General features: G+C 50.5%; 14 protein-coding genes. 8 read left to right on the forward strand and 6 right to left on the reverse strand.

Annotated elements, in window-relative coordinates:
• Positions 1-47: 47 nt before the first annotated feature.
• Positions 48-1,694, reverse strand: a complete 1,647-nt coding sequence (locus tag GWG06_RS04580; protein ID WP_160711600.1) for a UxaA family hydrolase — start codon at positions 1,692-1,694, stop codon at positions 48-50.
• A 426-nt stretch (positions 1,695-2,120) separates the two neighbouring features.
• Here GWG06_RS04580 and GWG06_RS04585 point away from each other — a divergent pair, with 426 nt between their 5' ends.
• The 6 genes from GWG06_RS04585 (at position 2,121) to GWG06_RS04610 (ending at position 9,613) form a co-directional block, all read left to right on the forward strand.
• On the forward strand, positions 2,121-3,389 hold the full coding sequence (locus GWG06_RS04585) for a DUF2264 domain-containing protein (RefSeq protein WP_202182943.1): 1,269 nt from the start codon (positions 2,121-2,123) through the stop codon (positions 3,387-3,389).
• A gap of 103 nt (positions 3,390-3,492) precedes the next feature.
• The gene (kduI, locus tag GWG06_RS04590) at positions 3,493-4,335 is read left to right on the forward strand and encodes a 5-dehydro-4-deoxy-D-glucuronate isomerase (protein ID WP_160711601.1); all 843 of its coding nucleotides are present in this window, start codon (positions 3,493-3,495) and stop codon (positions 4,333-4,335) included.
• Between the two features lie 20 nt (positions 4,336-4,355).
• Complete coding sequence (locus GWG06_RS04595; RefSeq protein ID WP_160711602.1) at positions 4,356-6,551, forward strand: glycoside hydrolase family 88 protein; 2,196 nt, start codon at positions 4,356-4,358, stop codon at positions 6,549-6,551.
• A 6-nt stretch (positions 6,552-6,557) separates the two neighbouring features.
• A complete protein-coding gene (locus tag GWG06_RS04600; RefSeq protein WP_127040962.1) occupies positions 6,558-7,319 on the forward strand; it encodes an SDR family oxidoreductase in 762 nt (253 codons plus the stop codon).
• Between the two features lie 29 nt (positions 7,320-7,348).
• Positions 7,349-8,398 carry a LacI family DNA-binding transcriptional regulator gene (locus GWG06_RS04605; protein ID WP_160711603.1) on the forward strand — a complete coding sequence of 350 codons (1,050 nt, stop codon included), beginning with the start codon at positions 7,349-7,351 and terminating at the stop codon, positions 8,396-8,398.
• A 21-nt stretch (positions 8,399-8,419) separates the two neighbouring features.
• Positions 8,420-9,613 carry a glycoside hydrolase family 88 protein gene (locus GWG06_RS04610; protein ID WP_160711604.1) on the forward strand — a complete coding sequence of 398 codons (1,194 nt, stop codon included), beginning with the start codon at positions 8,420-8,422 and terminating at the stop codon, positions 9,611-9,613.
• A 149-nt stretch (positions 9,614-9,762) separates the two neighbouring features.
• Here GWG06_RS04610 and GWG06_RS04615 read toward each other — a convergent pair whose 3' ends face one another.
• From GWG06_RS04615 to GWG06_RS04630, 4 genes are all read right to left on the reverse strand, one after another.
• Entirely contained in the window at positions 9,763-11,277 is a 1,515-nt protein-coding gene (locus GWG06_RS04615) for a DUF255 domain-containing protein (protein ID WP_160711605.1), read from the reverse strand.
• Entirely contained in the window at positions 11,274-11,816 is a 543-nt protein-coding gene (locus GWG06_RS04620) for a GNAT family N-acetyltransferase (protein ID WP_160711606.1), read from the reverse strand. The genes GWG06_RS04615 and GWG06_RS04620 overlap by 4 nt, the downstream gene beginning before the upstream one ends.
• A 6-nt stretch (positions 11,817-11,822) precedes the next feature.
• Entirely contained in the window at positions 11,823-15,752 is a 3,930-nt protein-coding gene (locus tag GWG06_RS04625; RefSeq protein ID WP_160711607.1) for a Pls/PosA family non-ribosomal peptide synthetase, read from the reverse strand.
• 308 nt (positions 15,753-16,060) lie between these two features.
• Entirely contained in the window at positions 16,061-16,468 is a 408-nt protein-coding gene (locus GWG06_RS04630; protein ID WP_160711608.1) for an SRPBCC domain-containing protein, read from the reverse strand.
• Positions 16,469-16,782: 314 nt separating this feature from the next.
• Between GWG06_RS04630 and GWG06_RS04635 the strand changes: the two genes are divergently transcribed.
• The gene (locus GWG06_RS04635; RefSeq protein WP_160711610.1) at positions 16,783-19,890 is read left to right on the forward strand and encodes a SusC/RagA family TonB-linked outer membrane protein; all 3,108 of its coding nucleotides are present in this window, start codon (positions 16,783-16,785) and stop codon (positions 19,888-19,890) included.
• A gap of 11 nt (positions 19,891-19,901) precedes the next feature.
• Positions 19,902-21,353 carry a RagB/SusD family nutrient uptake outer membrane protein gene (locus GWG06_RS04640; RefSeq protein ID WP_160711612.1) on the forward strand — a complete coding sequence of 484 codons (1,452 nt, stop codon included), beginning with the start codon at positions 19,902-19,904 and terminating at the stop codon, positions 21,351-21,353.
• 169 nt (positions 21,354-21,522) lie between these two features.
• Here the strand turns inward: GWG06_RS04640 and GWG06_RS04645 are convergent, their stop codons facing one another.
• Complete coding sequence (locus tag GWG06_RS04645; RefSeq protein ID WP_160711614.1) at positions 21,523-22,368, reverse strand: methylated-DNA--[protein]-cysteine S-methyltransferase; 846 nt, start codon at positions 22,366-22,368, stop codon at positions 21,523-21,525.
• Positions 22,369-22,497 lie beyond the last annotated feature (129 nt).

Consider the following 22,497-nt stretch of genomic DNA (forward strand, 5'->3'; position numbering starts at 1 on the left):
TTATCTTCGGGTGACATTCGTAATTCGCAATTCGTAATTCGTAATTCCTACAACGACACACCCCTTTTCCATGGAATAAAATCATCCTGGTTAAGGGTTTCAGCCTTGGTATGGATTTCGCCGCTGGCGGCTTTGATGACGTATTCGAGGATTTGTTCGCCCATTTCAGCGATGGAATGCTGCCCGCTGATGATGGTGCCGGTGTCGATGTCGATGATATCGGACATGCGGGTGGCGAGCCGGGTGTTGGTGGCCAGTTTTACTACAGGGGCGATGGGATTGCCGGTAGGGGTACCCAGGCCGGTAGTAAAGAGTACGATGTTGGCGCCGGAGCCTACTTCAGCAGAGGTGGATTCCACATCGTTGCCGGGTGTGCAGAGCAGGTTAAGACCGGGTTTGGTTACATATTCCGTGTAATCCAGCACATCGGTAACGGGGGAGGTACCGCCTTTCTTGGCTGCGCCGGCAGATTTGATGGCGTCGGTGATGAGGCCGTCCTTGATATTACCGGGGGAAGGATTCATGTAGAAGCCTGAACCGACGGACTGTGCCTGGTTTTCATACGCGCGCATGATGCGGATGAATTTTTCGGCTGTTTCAGTGGTTTCGCAACGGTTGATGAGTTCCTGTTCCACGCCGCAGAGTTCCGGGAATTCTGACAGGATAGAGGTGCCTCCCAGCGCTACCAGCAGATCGGAAGTATGCCCAACGGCCGGGTTGGCAGAGATGCCGGAGAAGCCATCGGAGCCGCCGCATTCCAGTCCGATTACCAGTTTGGAAAGCGGGCTGGGGGTACGTGCCTGTTTGTTGGCTTCCACCAGTGCCAGGAAAGTGTCTTTGATGGCGGCGGAGAGCATGGCAAATTCAGAAGCGCTCTTCTGCTGTTCGTATACGAGTACCGGTTTGTTAAAGCCCGGATTTAATTTTTTCAGTGATTCCTGCAGGATGGATACCTGTGCGTGCTGGCATCCGAGGCTGAGGATGGTAGCGCCGGCCACGTTAGGGTGGTGTATGTAGCCCGCCAGCAGTGCGCAGAGCGCGTCAGAATCCTGCCGGGTGCCGCCGCAGCCGCCTTCGTGTGTCAGGAATTTGATACCGTCGATATTCGGGAAAACCGTACTGCGTTTATCCGTTGCCGTTATTTGACCGGCTTCGTAGTTGCGTACAGCTTCCAGGTTACCACTTTTATAAAGGGAAACGAGATCCAGTACCTGTTCATTATAAACCTCTGCCGGCGCAAATCCCAGTCCTTTTTCAAAGGCGGTTTTGATAACGCCTACATTCCTGTTTTCGCAGAAAACGAGCGGAATAACAAGCCAGTAGTTACGCGTGCCTACCTGTCCGTCTTCCCGCTGATAACCCATAAAAGTGGTGTTTTCCCATTTGCTCACATCCGGGGCCTGCCATTGTGCGCTGGCATCTTTTTCATGAAAAGCGTTGGCGTCGTGTACAATGTTTTCAACAGTGATGGTTTCTCCTTTTTGCAGCGGGCGGACAGATTTGCCTACCAGTACGCCATACATGGTGATGGGCGCGTCGCTGTTAATATCGTTGATCAGGAATTTATGTTTCGCAGAGATATTTTGCTGAAGCCGGATATCCTGACCGTTAAATGAAATGTGCGTACCTGCAGGTATATCTTGAAGGGCCACCAGCACATTATCATCAGGATGAATTTGTAAGTAAGTGTTCATAAAAGCTAAAGTAGTAAATAACGTTACCGGCTGGTAATACTAAAATATTAATCCTTGATAAGATTTTGCCTATTTGCCAAAACCGCTGTAATGTTTGATGGTAGCAAGTTACGAATGAATCGGCAATTGTTGATATGCAATTATCAGCAGATGATAAAGAGATGATTTTACTGGTATTTTTTATGCAGGACCTGATGTATTTTTCAGGAAAAGCAACTGGAAATAATTGTCAGGTAAACACGAAAGGGGAGTCTGACAGGCTGGCGCCATGAAGCATACATGCAGCAAAAACCTTATTGCAGCTGCTGATAGCATCTTTTTTTACCAAAACGTTTGCAAATTGCAAACGTTTGCATTAATTTGAGTGTTATCTGATGCTTTAGCCACGTGAAGTGATCAGTTTCACATACGCAAAAAGTTAGCAATTTGAAACGCAGGAATTTTATCAGGATGGCGCCTATGGCAGGATTGGCGGGCGCCCTGTTACCGGGAAAAATGTTTGCTTCAGACATCACCGGTACCACAGTGAACAATACAGCCGCACCTGTAACGGCAGACAGGCAATATCAGGTCAGCCTGCTGCAGCGCATCGCAGCGCCCGTTGTGACCAATATGAGCAAAGGCACCCTCCGGAAAAACATGCCCCTGGAAAAAGGCCCCGGATACGGGCTGGCAGCGGAGAAAGTAACCTACCTGGAAGCCTTCGGCCGGTGTATTTCCGGCATGGCCCCCTGGCTGGCACTGCCCGACGATGCCACTACAGAAGGAAAATTGCGGAAGCAGCTGAGAGCACAGGTGCTGGAAGGGATCGTAAACGGAGTGAACCCCTCCTCGGCAGATTATCTCAATTTCCGTGTAGAGTCACAGCCATTGGTAGATGCCGCCTATCTGTGCCAGGCATTCATGCGCGCGCCACAGGCACTCTGGCACCCACTGGACAATACCACCAAAGCCAATGTGGTAAAAGAACTGAAAGCGCTGAGGAAAATACGGCCGGCCTATAATAACTGGCTGCTTTTTGCCGGTATGGTGGAAGCATTCCTCCTGTCCGTCGGAGAAGAGTGGGAACCACTGCGCACCATGGTCGCTACCAAAAAGATGCAGGAGTGGTATGCCGGCGACGGTTTCTATTCAGACGGTGCAGAGTTCTCCTTTGATTATTATAATGGCTATGTCATACACCCGATGCTCACGGATATGCTGAAAGTGCTGACAGATAAGCAACAGGCGCCTAAAGCAGATTATGAGCAGGCTGTAAAACGTATGCAGCGCTACGCTTTCCTGCAGGAACGTATGATTGCACCGGATGGCACCTATCCGGCTATTGGCCGCTCCATGACCTACCGCACCGCTGCTTTCCAGCCGCTGGTACAGCTGGCACTGGAACACCGCCTGCCTGAAGGCATCAATCCTGCGCAGGTGCGTTGCGCCATGACAGCAGTCATGAAGAGAATATTTGAAATGGAAGGCACCTTCGATAAACAGGGCTGGCTGCAGCTGGGTATTTGCGGACACCAGCCGGAAGTGGCCGATGTATACACCTCTACCGGAAGCCTGTACATCTGTACCAATGGATTCCTGGCGCTGGGCCTGCCCTCAGAAGACCCTTTCTGGTCAGACCCCGCAGCAGAATGGACCTCGCAGAAAGTATGGTCGGGCAAACCGGTTAAGAAGGATTATCACGTAAACTATTAATCAGGAGCAGCGTACCCGTGCAGAAAAATACAGGTGGCATCTGCACAGGTCTTCTCCCGTAAAATAAATAACAGCATTTCACCCTTACAAAAATGATTATTATATGACGACATCGTATGAGTCAAGATACGCGGGCAGTCCGGCAGAAGTTAAACAGATGGATACCGTACAGCTGAGACAGGCGTTTCTGATAGAGAAAGTATTTGAGGCAGATAGGATATCATGGGTACATACGCATTACGACCGTTATCTGACAGGCGGTGCGATGCCTGTAAAAACAGCTGTGGTACTGGAAACGATTGATCTCCTGAAAGCCGCATATTTCCTGGAAAGACGCGAGCTGGGTATCATCAATGTCGGAAACGATGGCATTGTGGAAGTAGATGGCGAAACATTTGAACTGGCTTTCAAGGAAGCCCTGTATATCGGAAAAGGCAGGGAGCGTGTGGTATTCCGCAGTAAGGACGCGTCGCAGCCGGCTAAATTCTATCTCAACTCCACTCCGGCACATCATAGTTATCCTACCCGCAAGGTAGCCCGCAGTGAAGCAGAAGTAGTGACGCTGGGCGCCCTGGAAACCTCCAATCACCGCACCATCAACAAGCTGCTCGTGAACTCCGTACTGCCCACCTGCCAGTTGCAGATGGGTATGACAGAACTGAAACCTGGCAGTGTCTGGAATACCATGCCGGCGCATACGCATGACCGGCGGATGGAAGTATATTTCTATTTTGAAGTACCGGAGGGGCAGTCTGTATGCCACTTTATGGGCCAACCGCAGGAGACGCGTCATATCTGGATGCAGAACGAGCAGGCGGTGATTTCCCCGCCCTGGTCTGTTCACTCCGGCGCCGGCACCTGCAACTATACCTTTATCTGGGGAATGGCCGGTGAAAACCTTGACTACGGCGATATGGACCATTGCAAGATCACTGATTTACGTTAATCACGATAACAGCAGCTATCATGAAGATGAAAAAAATTATTGCAGGAGGGATGCTCAGCGCAGCGCTACTGCATGCAGCAGCCCCGGCGATGGCCGGCCATGACAACCCTGCTGCCGCTTTTACCGCCGCTTCCGTGCGTACAGAAATGGAGAAGGTCGCTTCCTGGCAGTGGCGGAATATTCAGCACAAGGGCTGGGCTAACCCGCAGACGGACTGGACAAACGGCGCTATGTACGCCGGTATGTTTGCCCTCAGTCAGGTTACTTCAAATCCCTTTTATGTGCAACGCCTTATCCAGGTAGGAGAAGATAACAGCTGGAATACAGGACCGGACCGCTTCTTTGCGGATGATTATTGTATAGGGCAGCTGTATGCACAGCTGTACAGCTATTACAAAAATCCTGTGATGGTGGATAAATTCCGCCGGCTGGCAGACAGTATCGCCGCGGCCCCGCATACAGAGCCGCTGGACTGGGTAAACGGTATTCACCACCGGGAATGGGCCTGGTGTGATGCCCTGTTCATGGGACCTCCCGCGCTCGGATATTTATCAGCTGCCACAAAAGATCCCCGCTACCTCGAAACAGCTATAAAGCTCTGGTGGAAAACCACTGACTTTTTATTCGATAAGGCAGACAGTCTCTATTTCCGCGATGCACGCTACTTTGAGCAGAAAGAAAAGAACGGCGCCAAAGTATTCTGGAGCCGCGGAAACGGCTGGGTAATGGGCGGACTGGTACGGTTGTTAAGCGTTATGCCGGACGGACATCCGGAGAAAGCCCGGTTGCAGGATCTTTACAGGAAGATGGCTTACCGCATTGCCCGGCTGCAGACAGCAGATGGTACCTGGCATGCAAGCCTGCTTGACCCTGAAAGCTATCCTGCCAAAGAAACAAGTGGTACCGGATTTTACGTATATGCGTTAACGTGGGGCGTAAACAACGGATTAATACCGGAGCAGCAGTTTATGCCGGTCATCACCAAAGGATGGGAGGCGCTCACAGGCTGTATTCAGCCAAACGGTAAACTGGGATTTGTGCAGGTAATTGCCGCCGCACCGGGAAAGGCCACCGCCGATGATACAGAAGTATACGGCGTAGGTGCGTTTCTGTTAGCCGGTTCGGAACTGATTAAATATGACCTCCGCAGGCAGGCAGTGCCGGATATTGTTATCACCAACTATTCCGGTACCGGCAGGGAAGACGAGATCGTAGAAATCCCCTATACGCAGTTCAGCGCCAAAGCCGGCAGGAAGAAGTCTTTCCGCATCAACGACCTGTTACGCGGACAGGAAATACCCTATCAGCTGATTTATGAAGGTGGTAAAACGCCGGTGAAAATATTACTGCAGGTAAGCGTACCGGCAGTTTCCGCTCTGCACCTGACTATTGCGGAAGGTACGCCGGCAGCAATACCAGCAAAGGCTTACGGCCGTTATGTACCTGAGCGGAAAGATGATTATGCCTGGGAGAATGACCGCATCGCGTTCCGTATGTACGGCGGCGCACTGGAGAAATTCCCGAAGGAAATGGCCACCGGTATTGACGTATGGGCGAAGCGTACCACAGACATGGTGATAGATAACTGGTACAAGACAGATAATTATCATCACGATAACGGGCAGGGGCTTGATTTCTACAGCGTAGGCATGACCCTGGGCGCAGGCGATACCGCGCCTTTCGGAAAGGATTCCATTTATTATCCGAAGAACTACCGTAGCTGGAAGCGTCTGGATAATGGTCCGCTGCGTACAACGTTTGCATTAACCTATGACACCTGGCAGGCTGGTAATATACCCGTTACCGTTACCAAGACCATCTCCCTGGATGCCGGTTCTCAGCTGAACAGAATGCAGATGCAGTACAGCTTTAAAGGCAGCAGCATACCAGTGGTAACCGGTATCGTAAGGCGTAAAGAGCCAGGAGCCGTATTGCTGGATGAGAAAAATGGTGTGATGGGCTACTGGGAGCCGGTACATGGCGAAGACGGCACCATCGGAACCGGTTGCGTATTTCCCAACGAAACACCTGGCATGAAAACAGATGCCATACATTTGCTGAGCCCTGGTACAGCCGGCAGTCAGCAGCCATATGTTTACTACGCCGGAGCCGCCTGGAGTAAAGGCGGACGTATTGCAGATGCGGAGGCATGGTTTAAATACCTGGAATCCTTTGCACAAAAAATCAGGCAACCACTTACTGTAACCATACAATAATTTTTTATGGACTTATTTCAACTGAAAGGAAAAACCGCACTGGTAACAGGTTGTAAGCGGGGAATCGGAAAAGCGATGGCAGTGGCGCTGGCATCTGCAGGGGCAGATATCATCGGGGTATCTGCTTCCCTGGAGCTGAGCGGCAGCGAGGTGGAAAAGGAGGTTACCGCCCTGGGACGCCGTTTTAAAGCGTATCAGTGCAACTTTGCAGACAGGGAATCGCTGTATGCCTTCATCCGTCAGGTGGAGCAGGATACGCCGGTGATAGATATCCTGGTGAACAATGCCGGCACCATTTTACGTAAGCCGGCAGCAGAGCATCCGGACGGGTATTGGGACGAAGTTATCAACATCAATCTGAATGCGCAATTCATCCTGACCCGTGAAATCGGAAAGGGAATGCTTGAAAGAGGCGCGGGAAAGGTTATATTTACAGCATCATTACTGACCTTCCAGGGAGGTATCAACGTACCGGGATATGCCGCCAGCAAAGGAGCTGTAGGCTCGCTGGTAAAGGCTTTTGCCAACGAGTGGGCGTCCAGGGGAGTGAACGTGAATGCCATAGCGCCGGGTTATATTGCCACGGATAATACTACTGCCCTGCGTGCAGATGAAAAACGAAGCAGTTCCATACTTGAGAGAATTCCGGCCGGCCGTTGGGGTGAACCGGAAGACTTTGCAGGTCCGGTGATATTCCTGGCTTCCGCTGCAGCTGATTACGTGCACGGCACTATCCTTACGGTAGATGGCGGCTGGATGGGTCGATAAAGTGAATATTTACAGCTAATTGCTAATACATGAGCAAACGTACAGAAAAAACAATCGTTGATATTGCAGAAGAACTGAAATTATCGGTATCTACTGTATCACGCGCACTGAACGACAATCCTAACATCAGCGCACGTACGAAGGAAAAGGTGAAGAAGATGGCCCGTAAGCTGGGCTACCGGCCCAATGCGCTGGCTGCCGGTTTACGCAATAACAAAAGCAAAACCATCGGATTGATTGTACCGCGTATCTCCATGTTTTTTCCGGCTGCTATCAGCACCATCATTCAGAACAAATTACAGGAACACGGCTACAACCTGATCATCTGTCAGTCCAACGATTCCTATGAACAGGAAGTGGCGCTGGTGAATACGCTGTATTCCGCCAGGGTAGACGGATTGGTGGTATCTACCACCCTGTATACCACGGACTTCTCCCATTTTGATGTCTTCAAGGATAATCATATTCCGCTGGTGTTTTTTGACCGCGTACCGAAAGATTATAATGTGAAGGTGATAAAGGGAGATGATTACCTGGGAGGACATACCGCTACGTCTCACCTGATCGAAAAAGGCTGCCGGGATATCGTGCATATCTCCGGGCCGCTCAGCTGTAATCTTTACCTGGAGCGTGTTGCAGGATATAAAAGCGCACTGCAGCAAAACAAGCTGCCTTTCAAAAAATCTCGCGTCTTTTATCATGAGCTGACCCGCGACAATGCCTGGGCTACCTGTGAGAAAATATTCGCACAGCGTCCCTACCCGGACGGCATCTTTGCCTCCAACGATACCACTGCTATCACTATTATGCAGTATTGCCGGCAGATAGGCCTGCGCGTGCCGGAAGACCTGAAAATTGTCGGCTATTCCAATGACCCGCGCACGGAAATTGTAACACCACCTGTTACCAGCGTAGATCAGTATCCTGCCATGATGGGCGAACGTGTGGTGGCTGCGCTGATTGAACTGATCACCAGCAAACAAACCACTACGCCACGTTATTCACAGGAAATAATACCTATTCAGCTGATCGCGCGGGAATCCACTGCAAGCGCTGTTCCCGCCGGAAAGAAGAAATAATTCAACCTATAACAACTTATTATGAAAAAGAACCTGTTCTTTACCATGCTGTTACTGCCCGCCATATGTATGCAAACGTATGCACAGGCGGGAAAAGCCAACAGGGAGCTGCTACGCAAGGCAGATGAAGCCCTGCAGCTGGCGGCCCGTCAATATAAAGGCATGATGACGCATGTACCTGACGCTGTACTGCCACGCTCCACCAACAAAGACGGTAGTCTCATGACCTCCAACACCACCTGGTGGACATCCGGATTCTACCCCGGCACTACCTGGTACCTCTACGAGTATACGAAAGATCCGGCCTTCAAGGCGGAAGCCCTCAAACGGATGGAACTGGTGAAAAAGGAACAATACAACACCCGTACCCACGACCTCGGATTCATGATGTACTGTCCGTTCGGCAACGCACTGCGTATCACCGGAGACACTGCGTATAAGGCTATCCTGCTCACCAGCGCACAGTCTTTATCTACCCGTTTCAACGCTACCATCGGATGCATCAAATCATGGGATCACGGCACCTGGAAATTTCCTGTTATCATCGATAACATGATGAACCTGGAACTGCTCACCTGGGCCACCCGCGCCAGCGGCGATAAAAAATTTGAACAGATCGCCCGCACACACGCCAACACGACCATCAAAAATCATTTCCGCAAAGATTACAGCTCCTATCACGTTATCGACTACGATCCGGCCAACGGCGCTGTACTGCAGAAGAAAACACACCAGGGATATGCCGACAGCTCTGCCTGGTCCAGAGGTCAGGCATGGGGCCTCTATGGCTATACCATGATGTACCGCGAAACAAAAGATAAAGCCTACCTCAACCAGGCCCGTCACATCGCCGACTACATCCTGAACAATCCGGCTATGCCTGCAGACCTGATCCCCTACTGGGATTACAATGCACCAGATATTCCAAACGCCCTCCGCGACGTATCCGCCGGCGCTGTAGCTGCCTCCGCCCTCCTGGAACTGAGCCGCTTCACCAGCAAAACAGAAGCACAACGTTACTGGACTGCCGCCGAGAAAATGCTCTCCAGCCTCTGCAGCCCCGCCTACCTCGCCAAAGAAGGGGAAAACAACCACTTCATCCTCCTGCACAGCGTAGGATCCCTGCCGCACAACTCCGAAGTAGACGTGCCACTGACATACGCGGATTACTATTTTGTGGAGGCACTGTTACGGTATAAAATGTGGAGCAAATAGCGTTGCTAAAGAATTACGAATTACGAATTGCGAATTACGAATGAGGAGCGAAGATTCAAGCGGATAAAGAATATTTTATCGTTGTCAAATTTACTATATCCGCTTAAATCTTCGCTCCTCATTCGTAATTCGTAATTCGCAATTCGTAATTATTCCCCCATAATTATTCCCGGTTCTGCTATAATCCCCGAAAGTACTGCCCCGGATGTAAGGTAGCGGAAAATGCCTGCTGCTGCCTGTTTGTATTGTTTGTTGCCTGTTTCTTCCGATAGCCTGTTTAAGAGATGGCAGGCATCGATGTTTTCGCTGAGCAGATATTCCGGAGGTATCAGCCGGTTGCCGGTGAAGCTGTATAGTGCATTGTTTTTTCCAGTAAAATGTTGCAAGATGTAATGGGCGCTGCTCACCATTTCCTGTTGCCAGGAATGGTGGCGGGTAAGCCTGTAGCCGTGAAGCAGTGCCTGGCAGGTATAGAGCTGGTCTGCGAGGGCTATGGCGCCGGTGAAAACGGTATCATGCAGATAGCCGCCATCCGGTTGTTTATAGTAACGTATCAGCTGATTCAGTATGGTGGTGGCAGTTTGCAGATAATGATTGTCTCCGGTAGCCTCAAAGATAGTGAAGAAAGCATCTGCAAGTTGTGCGTTTTCTTTGGCGTAACAGGAGCTGTCAATAAGCGGAATGCCTTGTTGGTAGCGATGTGCAGAAGATAGTGCGAAATATTCTCCGGCAGGTTCTCCGGGATGAAGATCGGCGTCCTGTGAATTGTAATATAATCCGGTTGGGCTTTTCAGGAAGGTGTTGAGGTAGGAGATGATTTTTTTTGCATGATGTAAAGCAGTAGTGTCGTGGGTTTCCTGGTAGTAGGCTGCATATATTTTAAGGTAGCGTGCCTGTATGGTCCCTATTTTTTCGAAGTGCGGATGTTGCCAGTCGCCATGTGTGGAGTACTGATATACGCCGCCCCAGCTGCTGTCGTTGATAAGATAGGAGTTGTGGATGGTGAGCGGCAGCCACTTGCGGAGGATAGCATTGGTTTTATAGTGCAGCAGGGCATAGGCAATGCCATCATATTCAAGGAAACGTTGCTGCATGTCATAACCACCGTTGATCGTATCGAGGTAGCGAAAGAAGTTATCGCGTACGTAGGCGGCAGTGCGGGGTGACCATCCGCCTTTTACCGGGGTGGTTATCTGACGCTTCTTTTCCGGAGGTGTATAACGGTAACCCGTATACGTTTTTTGCAACAGTGCCAGGAAAGCAGCCGGATTAAAGTATCCTGCTTCTTTTACCAGTTCTCTTCCGTCTTCATGAAATATAATAGTGGCGGGCCATCCGTAATCTTTATACCGGGCAAAAAGATCGGGGCGCTTATCCTGGTTTTCGCGGATGCAGATATAATTGGTGCTGAGGAAGGCAATTATATCCGGATGCGTATAGGTAGAATCGTCCATGACATGGCACCAGTGGCACCAGCTGGCGCCGAGATCGAGTAGTACGGGCTGGTGCTGCTGTTGAGCGAGGGCAAAGGCTTCCGGGCCAAATCGCATCCATGGGATGCCCTGTGTCTGCGCTGACAGTGTTATGCTCAGCCATATGGTGATATGCAGGAGAATCCGGTGAAACATGTTTTCATATACGTAGTTCCGCCGGAAACGGTTCATTGGGAGATATTGGGCCGCCAGCCTTCGGGGAACAGTTTTACATGATCCTTTGCATCTGCAGTGAGCCATTTTTCATACACTATTCTCACCGGCTCATATTGCTGTGAAGAAAGAAACTGTTGCATGCGGTAATTGTTGCTCAGCGTATATCTTACCATACGGCGGATGCCCTGTGCTATATAGATTTTTTCCAGTTCCGCATTCAGTGCCCGGTAAATGCCAAGGCGGCGGAACTCCGGCGCTACGTAGCCGTCGGACACATAGAGGGTGTCGCCGGTATAGGCTTCAATACGGCTTTCGTCGGGTTCTTCCGTGTAGCCGAAGATGAATCCGGCGGGCTCGCCATTCCAGGAGGCCAGCAGACAGGAGCCGTTATTACTTTCCTGCATACTGATGACATGTTGCATATAATCACCTGCGATGTGTTCCCATCGGGCGGTCTGATGAAAGTAGTCCAGCTCCGATTCATGCAGGCCTTTCATCATGCCGGACATGAGTGTATAGTGTTCGCGTATATGGATGGGCGTTATGGTAATCATATGGCATTATTCCGGTTTAACAGGGCTACCCGTCCAGCTGGTACCGGACTGTAGTTTTTCTCCTTTCATTACAAGTGAGAGGGGAGAGAGGTTCACCTCATCGCCGATTTCACTGTCGTACAGGATGATGGTTCTTGCGCCGATGCTGCTACGGTTACCGATTTTTATGGGGCCTATTTTCATGACACGGTCTTCGAAGAGATGCGTTTGCGGGCCGCTGTCTTCATTCAGGGCGGTATCATCTCCTATGGCCACCATATCAAATTCTGTAATGTCGGTTGTATTGAGCCATACACGGCGGCCTGTTTTTACGCCGAGCAGCCGCAGTAATACCGGCAGCCAGGGGGTACCTCTGAGGAAATCCAGCAGGAAGGGAACGGACAGTGCTTCGTAGGTAGAGGTGGTGCCTTCGCTGCGCCATACCCTGGATGTCCACATTGGACTTTGTACCGGTTTGTAACTGCCTGTCAGTATCCATTTCATCAGGACGGTAAAGAAGAAGGCGGGTAGTCCCAGGAAGAAAAGATAGTACAGCGGAAACTGCAGTATGATGGACCAGAGTGGTTTATCGGTCACCAGGTCATGTGCGTATGCGATAAACAGGATGCTGCAGCAGATAACCATTGTTTCCGGGATCAGTATGCGGATGAATTCCGCAATACCTCTGGCCAGCTTCCTTTGCGGCGATGGATGGGTAGTAAGTTCCGGCGGAAAGAAGCGGCTTTCCTGGCGGCGTGGCAGCGCAATAGCCGGTGAGCCGAACCAGTCGCGGGCTTTGTCTGCCGCCAGCTGTTCCTTTGAAGGTGGTGTGGAGAGTACGCCTATCAGCATATCTCCCGGCAATATATAACCCTGTGGAATCAGTGCGCTGTTGCCCACGAAGCTGTTGTTATGAATCACCGTTTTTTCCAGTGTGAGCTGTTGTGCGCGCACATCAGATTCTCCCAGCGTAACAGCATCCGCGATGAATGCGCCATCGCCGATTTCCAGCAGGGGATGGGTAACGCTGCTGGCGGTAGATACTTCCGTATTCTTCCCGATACGTGCGCCCAGTGCGCGGAAGAGTGCGGAAATATATACGGTGGCAAAGATGGGATGTATAACAATTAGCGTGAGTGACATGAGCTGATCTGCAAACCATTTGCGCACATAAAACAGGCTGTAGATGGGATAGGTGCCGGGTTTCAGCTTCCATTGCAGCAGGCGTGTGAGCGCGATGGTCTGGAAGGTAAACAGCAGAATATAGCTCAGGGCCAGCAGTGGGGTGATGACCATATAGTTGAAGTTATAATCCGGCGCAGCATTATCCAGTCTGTTGAGAATGATGATGGTTGGCAGCAACGGCAGCAGGATGGTAAAGGGAAAGACGAGCAGCGACAGGGAGAAAATGAAATTATATTTCCTGCGGGTAGCCTTTGAAACCGGCAGTGGGTGCGGTAATTCAAGGATATCCTTTTTTATTTTCAGTTGTGCGGGGCTGCCCTGCCATACTTCCCCGGAGGCGATTGTCTGTTTCGGCGGGAGGTAGCTGAGGTCCTGGAGTTCGCTCCAGGCTTCCATGACAGTGTCGCCCGCAACAATGGCACTGCTGCCTATGTAGGCATGATCGCCGAGGTGTACGGTACGTAGTTTCAGCAGGCCGTCTTCCACAAAGGCATTGTTGATAACGGCCTGGGAGCTGATGCTAACATCGCTGCCGATGGTAACCAGGTCTTCCGCACCGATGGTGACAGCGCCCAGCTGGGCATCGGAAGCTATTTTCACGCCGAGGGCGCGGAGGTAAAGCGGATATAGTGGTGTGCCGTTCAGGAACTGGGCGGGCATGAGCCGCTGCGAGGTTTTCACCAGCCACCACCTGAAATAATAGGAGCCCCAGAGCGGGTAATCACCGGCTTTCATTTTACCGATGACGAGCCATTTGAGGCTGATGATAAGTACAGAGAAAACAGGCGGCAGCAGGCAGAACATTGCCAGCGCGGTGATGATAGCGTAGCCGAGGTGACTGGTAGCCTGTTCCACATAATAATATCCCAGGTAAGGGAAGAATATCTGCATGGCAAACAGGCCGAAGATGACCAGTAAAGCGATGGTTTGCGCGATCCAGCAGGCGAGGTGCCGCCACCAGGGTACCTGGCGGAAGCTGTGCTGTGCTGCGGTGCTTTGCGGGGCAGTGCTCCAGGCTTCCGTCAGCGCCAGCAGGGGACGGTGTATATAGATATCTTTCAGGGAAGCCTGCGGTATGCCGGCTTCGCGGCGGAGGCGGGAAACAAAGGCTGCGGCCAGCAATGAATGACCACCCAGGTCAGTGAAAAAATCCTGTTGCAGGTTGACCGGCTTGTCCGGGAAAATTTTTGCGAGGATAGCCAGAACCCTGTCCTGCAGCGGGGCATGAACATCTATGGCTTCCTGGGTGGCTGCCTGTGCAAAGGACGGCGGCAATGGCAGCGCCTTGCGGTTGATCTTTCCGCTGGGCAGGCGGGGCATATCTCCCAGGGGTATGATGATACCTGGTACCATATAAGGTGGTAACACCCTGGCAAGTTCCCCGCGCAGGATGGTTTCATCAAACGGCTGCTGTGCTGCCTGCACTACATATCCTACCAGCTGATCCTGTTCATTGCTGTCTTTTTTTACGGCTACTGCTGCGGCAATGATGCCGGGCAGGGCGTTGAGCCGGTTTTCAATTTCTCCCAGTTCAATACGGTAACCGCGTAGTTTGATCTGATCGTCGAGACGGCCCTGGAAATCGATGCTGCCATCCGGCAGTATCACAGCGGCGTCGCCGGTGCGGTATATGATATCTCCGGGGAGTGCTTCCAGCAAGGCTGGTTTGGGCACAAATTTCTCGCGCGACAGCTCCGGGCGGTCTATGTATCCATTGCCTACGCCGGGACCGGTAATGACGAGTTCTCCGCGTTCTCCCAGCGGGAGTATGTTGAGTTGTTCGTCTACAACCGCCATGTTATAGTTTGGCAGCGGATGTCCGATGGTGATGTCATTGCCGGGTTGCAGGCGGGCAAAGGTGGCGCTGACCGTTGTTTCCGTAGGTCCGTAGCTGTTATAGAAGATCCTGGGTGGTGCGCCCCAGCGGGCCAGTACCTGCGGGGTACAGGCTTCTCCTCCGGCGTTGATAAGGCGGAGGGAAGGTATATCGTCTTCCATCACCGCCAGCAGGCTGGGAACGGCATGGAGGATGGTAATTTTTTCGTTGCGGAGGGTTTGCCCCAGTTCATCGATGGCTTTGGCGGTAGTAGCATCTGCCACCCAGAGGGTAGCGCCGGCGAAGTAGCTGACCCAGGTTTCTTCACACCACATATCAAATGAAACGGAGAAGCCCTGATATACTTTGTCCTGTGCATTTATATGCAGTACGGTTTGTTCGGCCCTGACCAGGTGACATATCTGCCGGTGGCTGATAGGTATGCCTTTGGGTTTACCGGTACTGCCGGAGGTATAGAGTACATAAGCTGTATTTTCAGGAGCTGGTGCGGTGGTCAGTGTGAACTGTTCCTTCGCATCCGGCAGTGGCGGTACGGTAAGGATGGCTGCCGGAATCTGCAGGGGTGTTTCGCTGAAGCATGCGGCGGCTTTCACTTCGGTAAGAACGCCTTCCACCCGTTCTGCCGGCATTTCACGATCGAGCGGTACATAGGCGGCGCCGGATTTCACGATACCTATAATGGCGGCATGCAGTTCCGGCCCGCGGGGCCACCATATGCCTACCACGCTGCCCGGGCCAATCCCGCGTGCCTGCAACATAGCGGCTACTGCATCGCTCCAGTGGTCCAGTGTGGCGTACGTGAACGACTGATGTTGAAAAACAAGGGCAGTGTGCTGTGCATGTTGTCGGGCGGTATATCTGAATATATCTGCCAGGGTTTCCTGCTGCAGGAGTTCCTGTTGTCGGGGGCCTATAACTATACTGTATCCGTTCATATATTGCTACCGTATTGTTCGTGGTGCTTTGGAGTATCAAAGTTACAGGGTACAGAGATAGGACGAACTTATAATTCCCTTAAAAATAGGGAGTTTCAGGGTACTACAATTTAACATTTTCTTTGAAAATAATTACGAATTACGAATTATGAATTACGAATGTAGAAGCGAAGATTAAAACGGAGATTAAAAGAGATACTTCATAGTTATCTCTTTTAATCTCCGTTTTAATCTTCGCTTCTACATTCGTAATTCGCAATTCGTAATTCGTAATTGAAACCTCAATAACGCCGCAGACTATACGAAAACTATTTCCCTATCTGATCTAATACGTGGCTCCAGAACTGTTGTTTGGCTATGCGGTCGTTGTTGTCTGCGAGGCGTTCGTGATGAAAGCTGATGGTGGTTTTTTGTCCGGCCGGGATCACTCTTATCTGGAGGGTGGAAGGGGCGGGCTGATTTTTTTCCTGCCATTTCATCCGGATTACTTTTATATCGGTAATGCTGGTAACGGTAATGGTTACCCCGTTGCCGGCGGTGTAGGTATCGTCTTTGCGGAAGCTGAGGGCTGCATTGTTATCCAGCCATACGCCGAGTACGGGTTGCGTAAAAATGATTTCCCATGCCTGGTCAGCAGTAAGGGGGAAAGTGCGTCTTACCCCTATCTCCCAACCCTGGGAAGAAGTATGGCCAACTGCTTTGTCACTGGTTTTCATTTTTTTACAGGCAAGATAAAAAATATTCTTGTCCATGGCTGATATCTAGGTGGTTGATATGAATATTCTTTTCTCACAAAAAAAATTTGGAATTTTGTGAAAAAAAAACAACATATTTGTATGCATCCGGAAAAGTTTTTTATTAACTTTAGTGAAACAGCGCAGTAGTGCCAACATTGATGAGGATCAGTAACTGAGAGACAACCAAAATCTGTAGCCTTTAATATTTTGCTTGATGACTATACTTATAGGCGCGATGACCAAAATCTGACAGTTTTTTTTTATTTTTTATTAAAACCAAAATCTGAATCTAAATGAGGAAACTACTACTCGTGGTAGCCAGCATGCTATTGATAGCATCTTCCTTGCTGGCGCAAAATCGTCACGTTACCGGGAAAATTACAGATGAAGCGGGGAATGCCTTACCTGGCGTTTCGGTTTCTATTCCTGGCAGCAGAACAGGTACTGTAACGGATACGAAAGGCGGGTTTTCCCTGAATATACCACAGGATGCGAAAGCATTGAAAATTTCTTTTGTGGGCTATGAAACACAGCTGCTGCCTGTATCCGGCAGCAACATAGGCAGTATTATCCTGAAAGCAGATACCAAAGCTATCTCCGAAGTGGTGGTAGTAGGTTATGGTACGCAGAAAAGAAAAGATGTAACCGGTGTGATCGCCACTGTAAAAGGAGCTTCCGTAGCGCAATTGCCGGTACAGAGCTTTGAAGCCGGCCTGGGTGGCCGTGCTGCCGGTGTACAGATCACCATTCCCAACGGCGTGTTAAACAACCCGCCGGTATTCCGTATCAGGGGCGCCAACTCCCTGGCCAGCAGCTATCCGCTGATTGTAATCGACGGGGTGCCTACCTTCACCGGCGACGTAGGCTCTACCGCTGCTCCGCTGAATCCGCTGGGTAGTATCAACCCTTCCGATATTGAATCTATTGAAGTCCTGAAAGATGCTTCTGCCACAGCTATCTATGGCAGCCGCGCCTCTAATGGCGTGGTACTGGTAACCACCAAAAGAGGTAAGGCAGGCAGAATGCGTATCTCCTACGATGGCTGGGTAGGTCTGACCACCCCCATGCGCCTTCCTAAGCTGCTGAATGCACGTGAGTTTGTGACGATGAAGAACGAGGCGCTCGCCAACTCCGGCGATAACGTAAACCGTTATAAACTTAATGTAGACGCCAACGGCGATACCATTGACACCGACTGGCGCGATGTAGTATACCGTCAGCGCGCTTTATCGCACAGCCATACCATCTCCATCTCCGGTGGTACGGAAAGTACTTCCTACTATTTCTCCGGCGGCTACACCAAACAGGATGGTATCCTGAGAAAAAATGATTTCGGCCGTAAGAATATCCTCTTTAACATAGATCAGCGTATAGGCAAGGCCGTTACCGTAGGTGCAAAACTGGCTTACTCCAATGAAGCCAGCTCTATTTCCAGCGCCTCCGGTTCACTCGAAGGTGAGGCATTTGCTTCCGGTGGTCTGGCCCGCCTGGCTTTCGTGACTTCGCCCATTGTTTCTCCCTTCAATCCTGACGGCAGCTACAACATCGGCTCGCAGTATATTGCAAACTATGGCAGCCCGCTGCGTACCGGCCTGTATAACCCGCAGGTATTGCTGGACCTGGATCACTCCCTCACCACCAACAACCATACACAGGGTAACCTGTACCTGCAGGTCAGACCATGGGAATGGGTAACCCTGCGCACACAGTATGGCGTTGACTATGCACTGCTGGATAACGACATCTATCAGAACAATATTCACGGTGACGCACAAACGAAAAATGGCGTAGCCTTTGGTATCACCCAGCAGAATAAAAGATGGGTATGGACCAACACCGCGCAGTTCGACAAATCCTTCGGCAAACATAACCTCAGCCTGTTGCTGGGTAGCGAACAGCAATACGATACCCGTCAGCGCTACGGTATTGAGCGTAACGGCCAGACAGATAAATACTTCAACACCATTCAGGGCGGATGGAGCCTGAACCTCAGCAACGCCATGCTGCGCCGCGAAAGCTACCTGCTGTCAGCGCTCTCCCGTCTGAACTATAACTTCAACGATAAATATTTCCTGACTGCCAACCTCAGACAGGACCAGTACTCTGCATTTGGCCCTGACAAGAAGAAAGGCGTTTTCTACAGCTTTGCTGCCGGATGGGAAATTGCTAAAGAGAGCTTCTGGGCAGATGGCGGACTGGGCAAAATTTTCAGCAGCTTTAAGCTGAGAGGAAGCTACGGTAAAGTAGGTAGCTCTGCCGGTCTGGGTGAGTTCGACGCTATCTCCCTGTATACGCCCAGCTTATACGGCGGCGGCGGTTCCCTGTATTACGATCAGGCCGGTAACCCGCAACTGGGATGGGAAGAAAGTAAAAGAACAGATATCGGATTCTCCTTCGGAATGCTGAACAACAGAATTTCCGGTGAGTTCTCCTACTACTACAATAACATCGATGGATTGATCATGCAGATCACCACGCCTCCGTCTGCCGGCGTTCCTACCACCATTCCCTACAACATTGGCAGAATGTACAACAGGGGCGTTGAGTTCTCTGTTAACGTAGCTGCCATCAATAAAAAGGATTTCACCTGGAATACTGCATTCAACATTGCTTACAACAAGAATGAAGTGACAGACCTGGGGCCCAGCACACAGATACCATTTAAAACCGGCAATCTGGAGCTGACCAGCGTTAACCAGGTAGGATACCCCACCAGTATGATCTTTGCGGTAAAAGATGCAGGTGTTGATCCGCAGACAGGCCGCAGGATGCTGGTGAACGGTAAGGGCGAAACTGTTTACTACGACGCGACCACGGCCAACTATTTTTATGCAGATGGTAAACCGGCCCCACGTGTAAGCATCAACGACGCGCAGCCGTATAAAAATACCAACCCCAAAATACTGGGCGGATGGGATAACACTTTCCGTTATAAATCCTTTGAGCTGAATATACTGCTGACCTATCAGGCAGGATTCTCCATCTACTACGGCAGCCGCGCCGGTATGCTGGATCAGCGTTTCTGGAACAATACCACAGACGTACTGAGAAGGTGGCAGAAACCAGGCGACGTTACCGATATTCCTAAAGTAGTATTCGGTGATAACGTTTCCAACGGTACTTCCTATGTACTTACTTCCAATGTATTCAAAGGCGACTTTATCAAACTTAGAAATGTGGGGCTGACCTACACCCTGCCTGCCAGATTTACCAACAGTATTCATCTGAGCGGTGGCGCTAAAATATATGCAAAGGCTTCCAACCTGGCTGTCATCACCAAATACCCCGGCCCGGATCCGGAAGTATCCGGTAATGGTAACAACGTATCAGGACAAGGTATTGATCGTAACACCCTGGCAAATGGCCGTTCCTATACGTTAGGTCTTAACATTAATTTCTAAACTGACTGAAGATGAAAAAATACAGCGTATATATATTAGCGTTAGCGGCATTGATGACAGGCAGTTGCCAGAAAGATAAACTGACACCTGCACCTGCTACCCATATTCCTGATTTTAAAATTTTTGATAACCCTGAACGTGTGGGCAACCTGCTGAACGGGGTGTATTCAATAGCCAAAGGCGGTGCTTTCCTTGGTGGAAAAATGCTGGTGGCAAATGATGTGCGCGGAGAGGATTTTACCAACATCACCTCCAACAGCGTAACCCTGAACCTGGCCTGGAGAATGACCTCCAACGGTACTTCCCAGGAAGTGCTGGAAACATGGTCCCGCGGATACCGCGCCATCAACAATGCCAACGTGTTCATCGATGGTATGACCGCCAAGGGCAGCCAGGTAGTAGGAGAAGCCAACGGTAAAAAATTCATTGCAGAAGCAAAGTTCATCCGGGCACTCAGCTATTTTTACCTGTTGCAGTTATATGCCCGTCCTTACTGGGATGATAACGGTAAAAAGCTGGGACTGGTGATCTATACCGAAGGGCATACTTCCCTGGGCGATTATAACAGAGCCCGCAGCACAGTAGCTGAAACATATGCACAGATACTGAAAGATCTGAATGAGGCAGAGGCAGCACTGCCTGCCGCAGTAGCCGGCGCGCCGGCCAGCATTACGCATGCTACCGCTTCTGCAGCTGTTGCACTGAAAACAAGGGTATATCTGTATATGGGGAATTATCCGAAGGTGATAGAAGAAGCCAATAAAATAGTTTCCGCCGCTGCGCCATTTGTATCTCCCCAGGGGTATCAGCTGAATGCTGATGTTACCAAAGTGTTTGCTGTAGATGCCAAGAGCGTAACGAAAGAATCTATTTTCTCTTTCCCGTTCACCTCCAATCCGGGCGATTTTCCTGAAACACAGACCCAGCTGGGGCAGTATTTCAATGCAGAATTCATGATGGATACTACCGGTATCGGTATTTACAGTGATGCTTCCTGGAAAGTGGATACAGATGCCCGCCGTAAGTTTATCCGGAAAGCAGATGGTACCAAGCTGTATTTCTGGAATAAATTTTCTACCGGCAGTCCATATACAGACTGGGTGCCTGTTATCCGCTATGCAGAGATATTGCTGAACCTTGCAGAAGCAAAAGCACGGATCTCCGGTGTAGACGCGCAGGCAGTAGCGCTGCTGAATGCAGTAAGAAATCGTTCAGACGCTACCGTTACCTATACAACGGGTAGCTTTGCTGACGGTCCTGCACTGCTGGCAGCTATTGCCAAAGAAAAACATATTGAATTCATCGGAGAAGGTATGCGAGGCATGGAGATCACCCGCCTGGGTATTCCTTTCCCTGCCAAAGCCGGCGGTATAGCAACTGTACCTGCTGCTTCCAACAAATACATCTGGCCCATTTCAGCTGATGAACTGGTCTACAATAAATTATGTGTGGATAACCTGTAGTTGTTCACTTAACTTTTCATCCTTGTATATATTGGCCAGCGCTTTCCAGTGCTAGTCCTCTTTCATAAGCAAATATGGGGCTGTCCTTCACGAGTGGGCAGCCCTCATTTAAGAAGTTAAAAAAGGCAGCGAGTCTTCGCTGCCTTTGTCTTTTTAACAGTTGTGAGTATTACTCCCGGCATCCGTGCTGCGGGTCTGTTTTAGCGGCTTCCCAGCCTATCATGGCTGATTTGCGGTTATCGCCCCAGTGATAGTGCCCCAGTTCTCCGGTGGATTTAATCACGCGGTGGCAGGGAATGAGGAAGGCGATGGGATTTTGCCCGACTGCGGTACCTACGGCCCTGGAAGCGCCGGGGCTTTCTACTGCGTGCGCCAGCTGACCGTAAGTAGTGAGTTGTCCCATCGGGATCTTGAGTAATGCTTCCCACACTTTCAGCTGGAAGGCGCTGCCTTTGAGGTGCAGCTTTATCTCTGACAGCCGGTGCTGCTCCCGTGTGAAAATGTACAGGGCATTCTGCTGGATGAGATCCACCATCTGGGTGAACTGCGCGTTCGGAAAGGCGCCCATCAGTTGCTGCAGGGCTTCTTCGTGGTTATCTGCAAAAGCCATGAAGCAAATCCCCTTACTGGTAGAGGCTACCAGCATATTCCCGAACGGGCTTTCTGCAAAGCTGTAATTGATATGCAGGGATTTTCCGCCGTTTTTATATTCTCCCGGCGTCATACTCTCTATGTTGATGAAAAGGTCGTGCAGCCGGCCGGTACCGGATAATCCGGTTTCAAAAGCCGCATCGTACACGGTGGCCTTCTCCTGTTTCAATACACTTTTTGCATGATGCAATGTAAGATACTGCAGGAACTTCTTGGGCGTAACACCCGCCCACTCACTGAACACCCGCTGAAAATGAAACGGGCTCATATGCACTGATGCCGCCATCTCTGCCAGATCAGGCTGTTCCCTGAAATTATCATTGATATACGCTATTGCCGTTGCAATTTTATCATAATTGTTCATGACTAATGAATTTAAGACAAAATTACGGGAAGGAGAGGGGGGAGGAAACCCGATTATTGCGAAAAGAATTACGGGTTATTTTTTTATTTAGTTATTTGAGATTTTGTGCCTGATCATGATTTTCCCTGG

This window comes from Chitinophaga solisilvae (genome assembly GCF_009928525.1).
GTDB classification, from domain to species: domain Bacteria; phylum Bacteroidota; class Bacteroidia; order Chitinophagales; family Chitinophagaceae; genus Chitinophaga; species Chitinophaga solisilvae.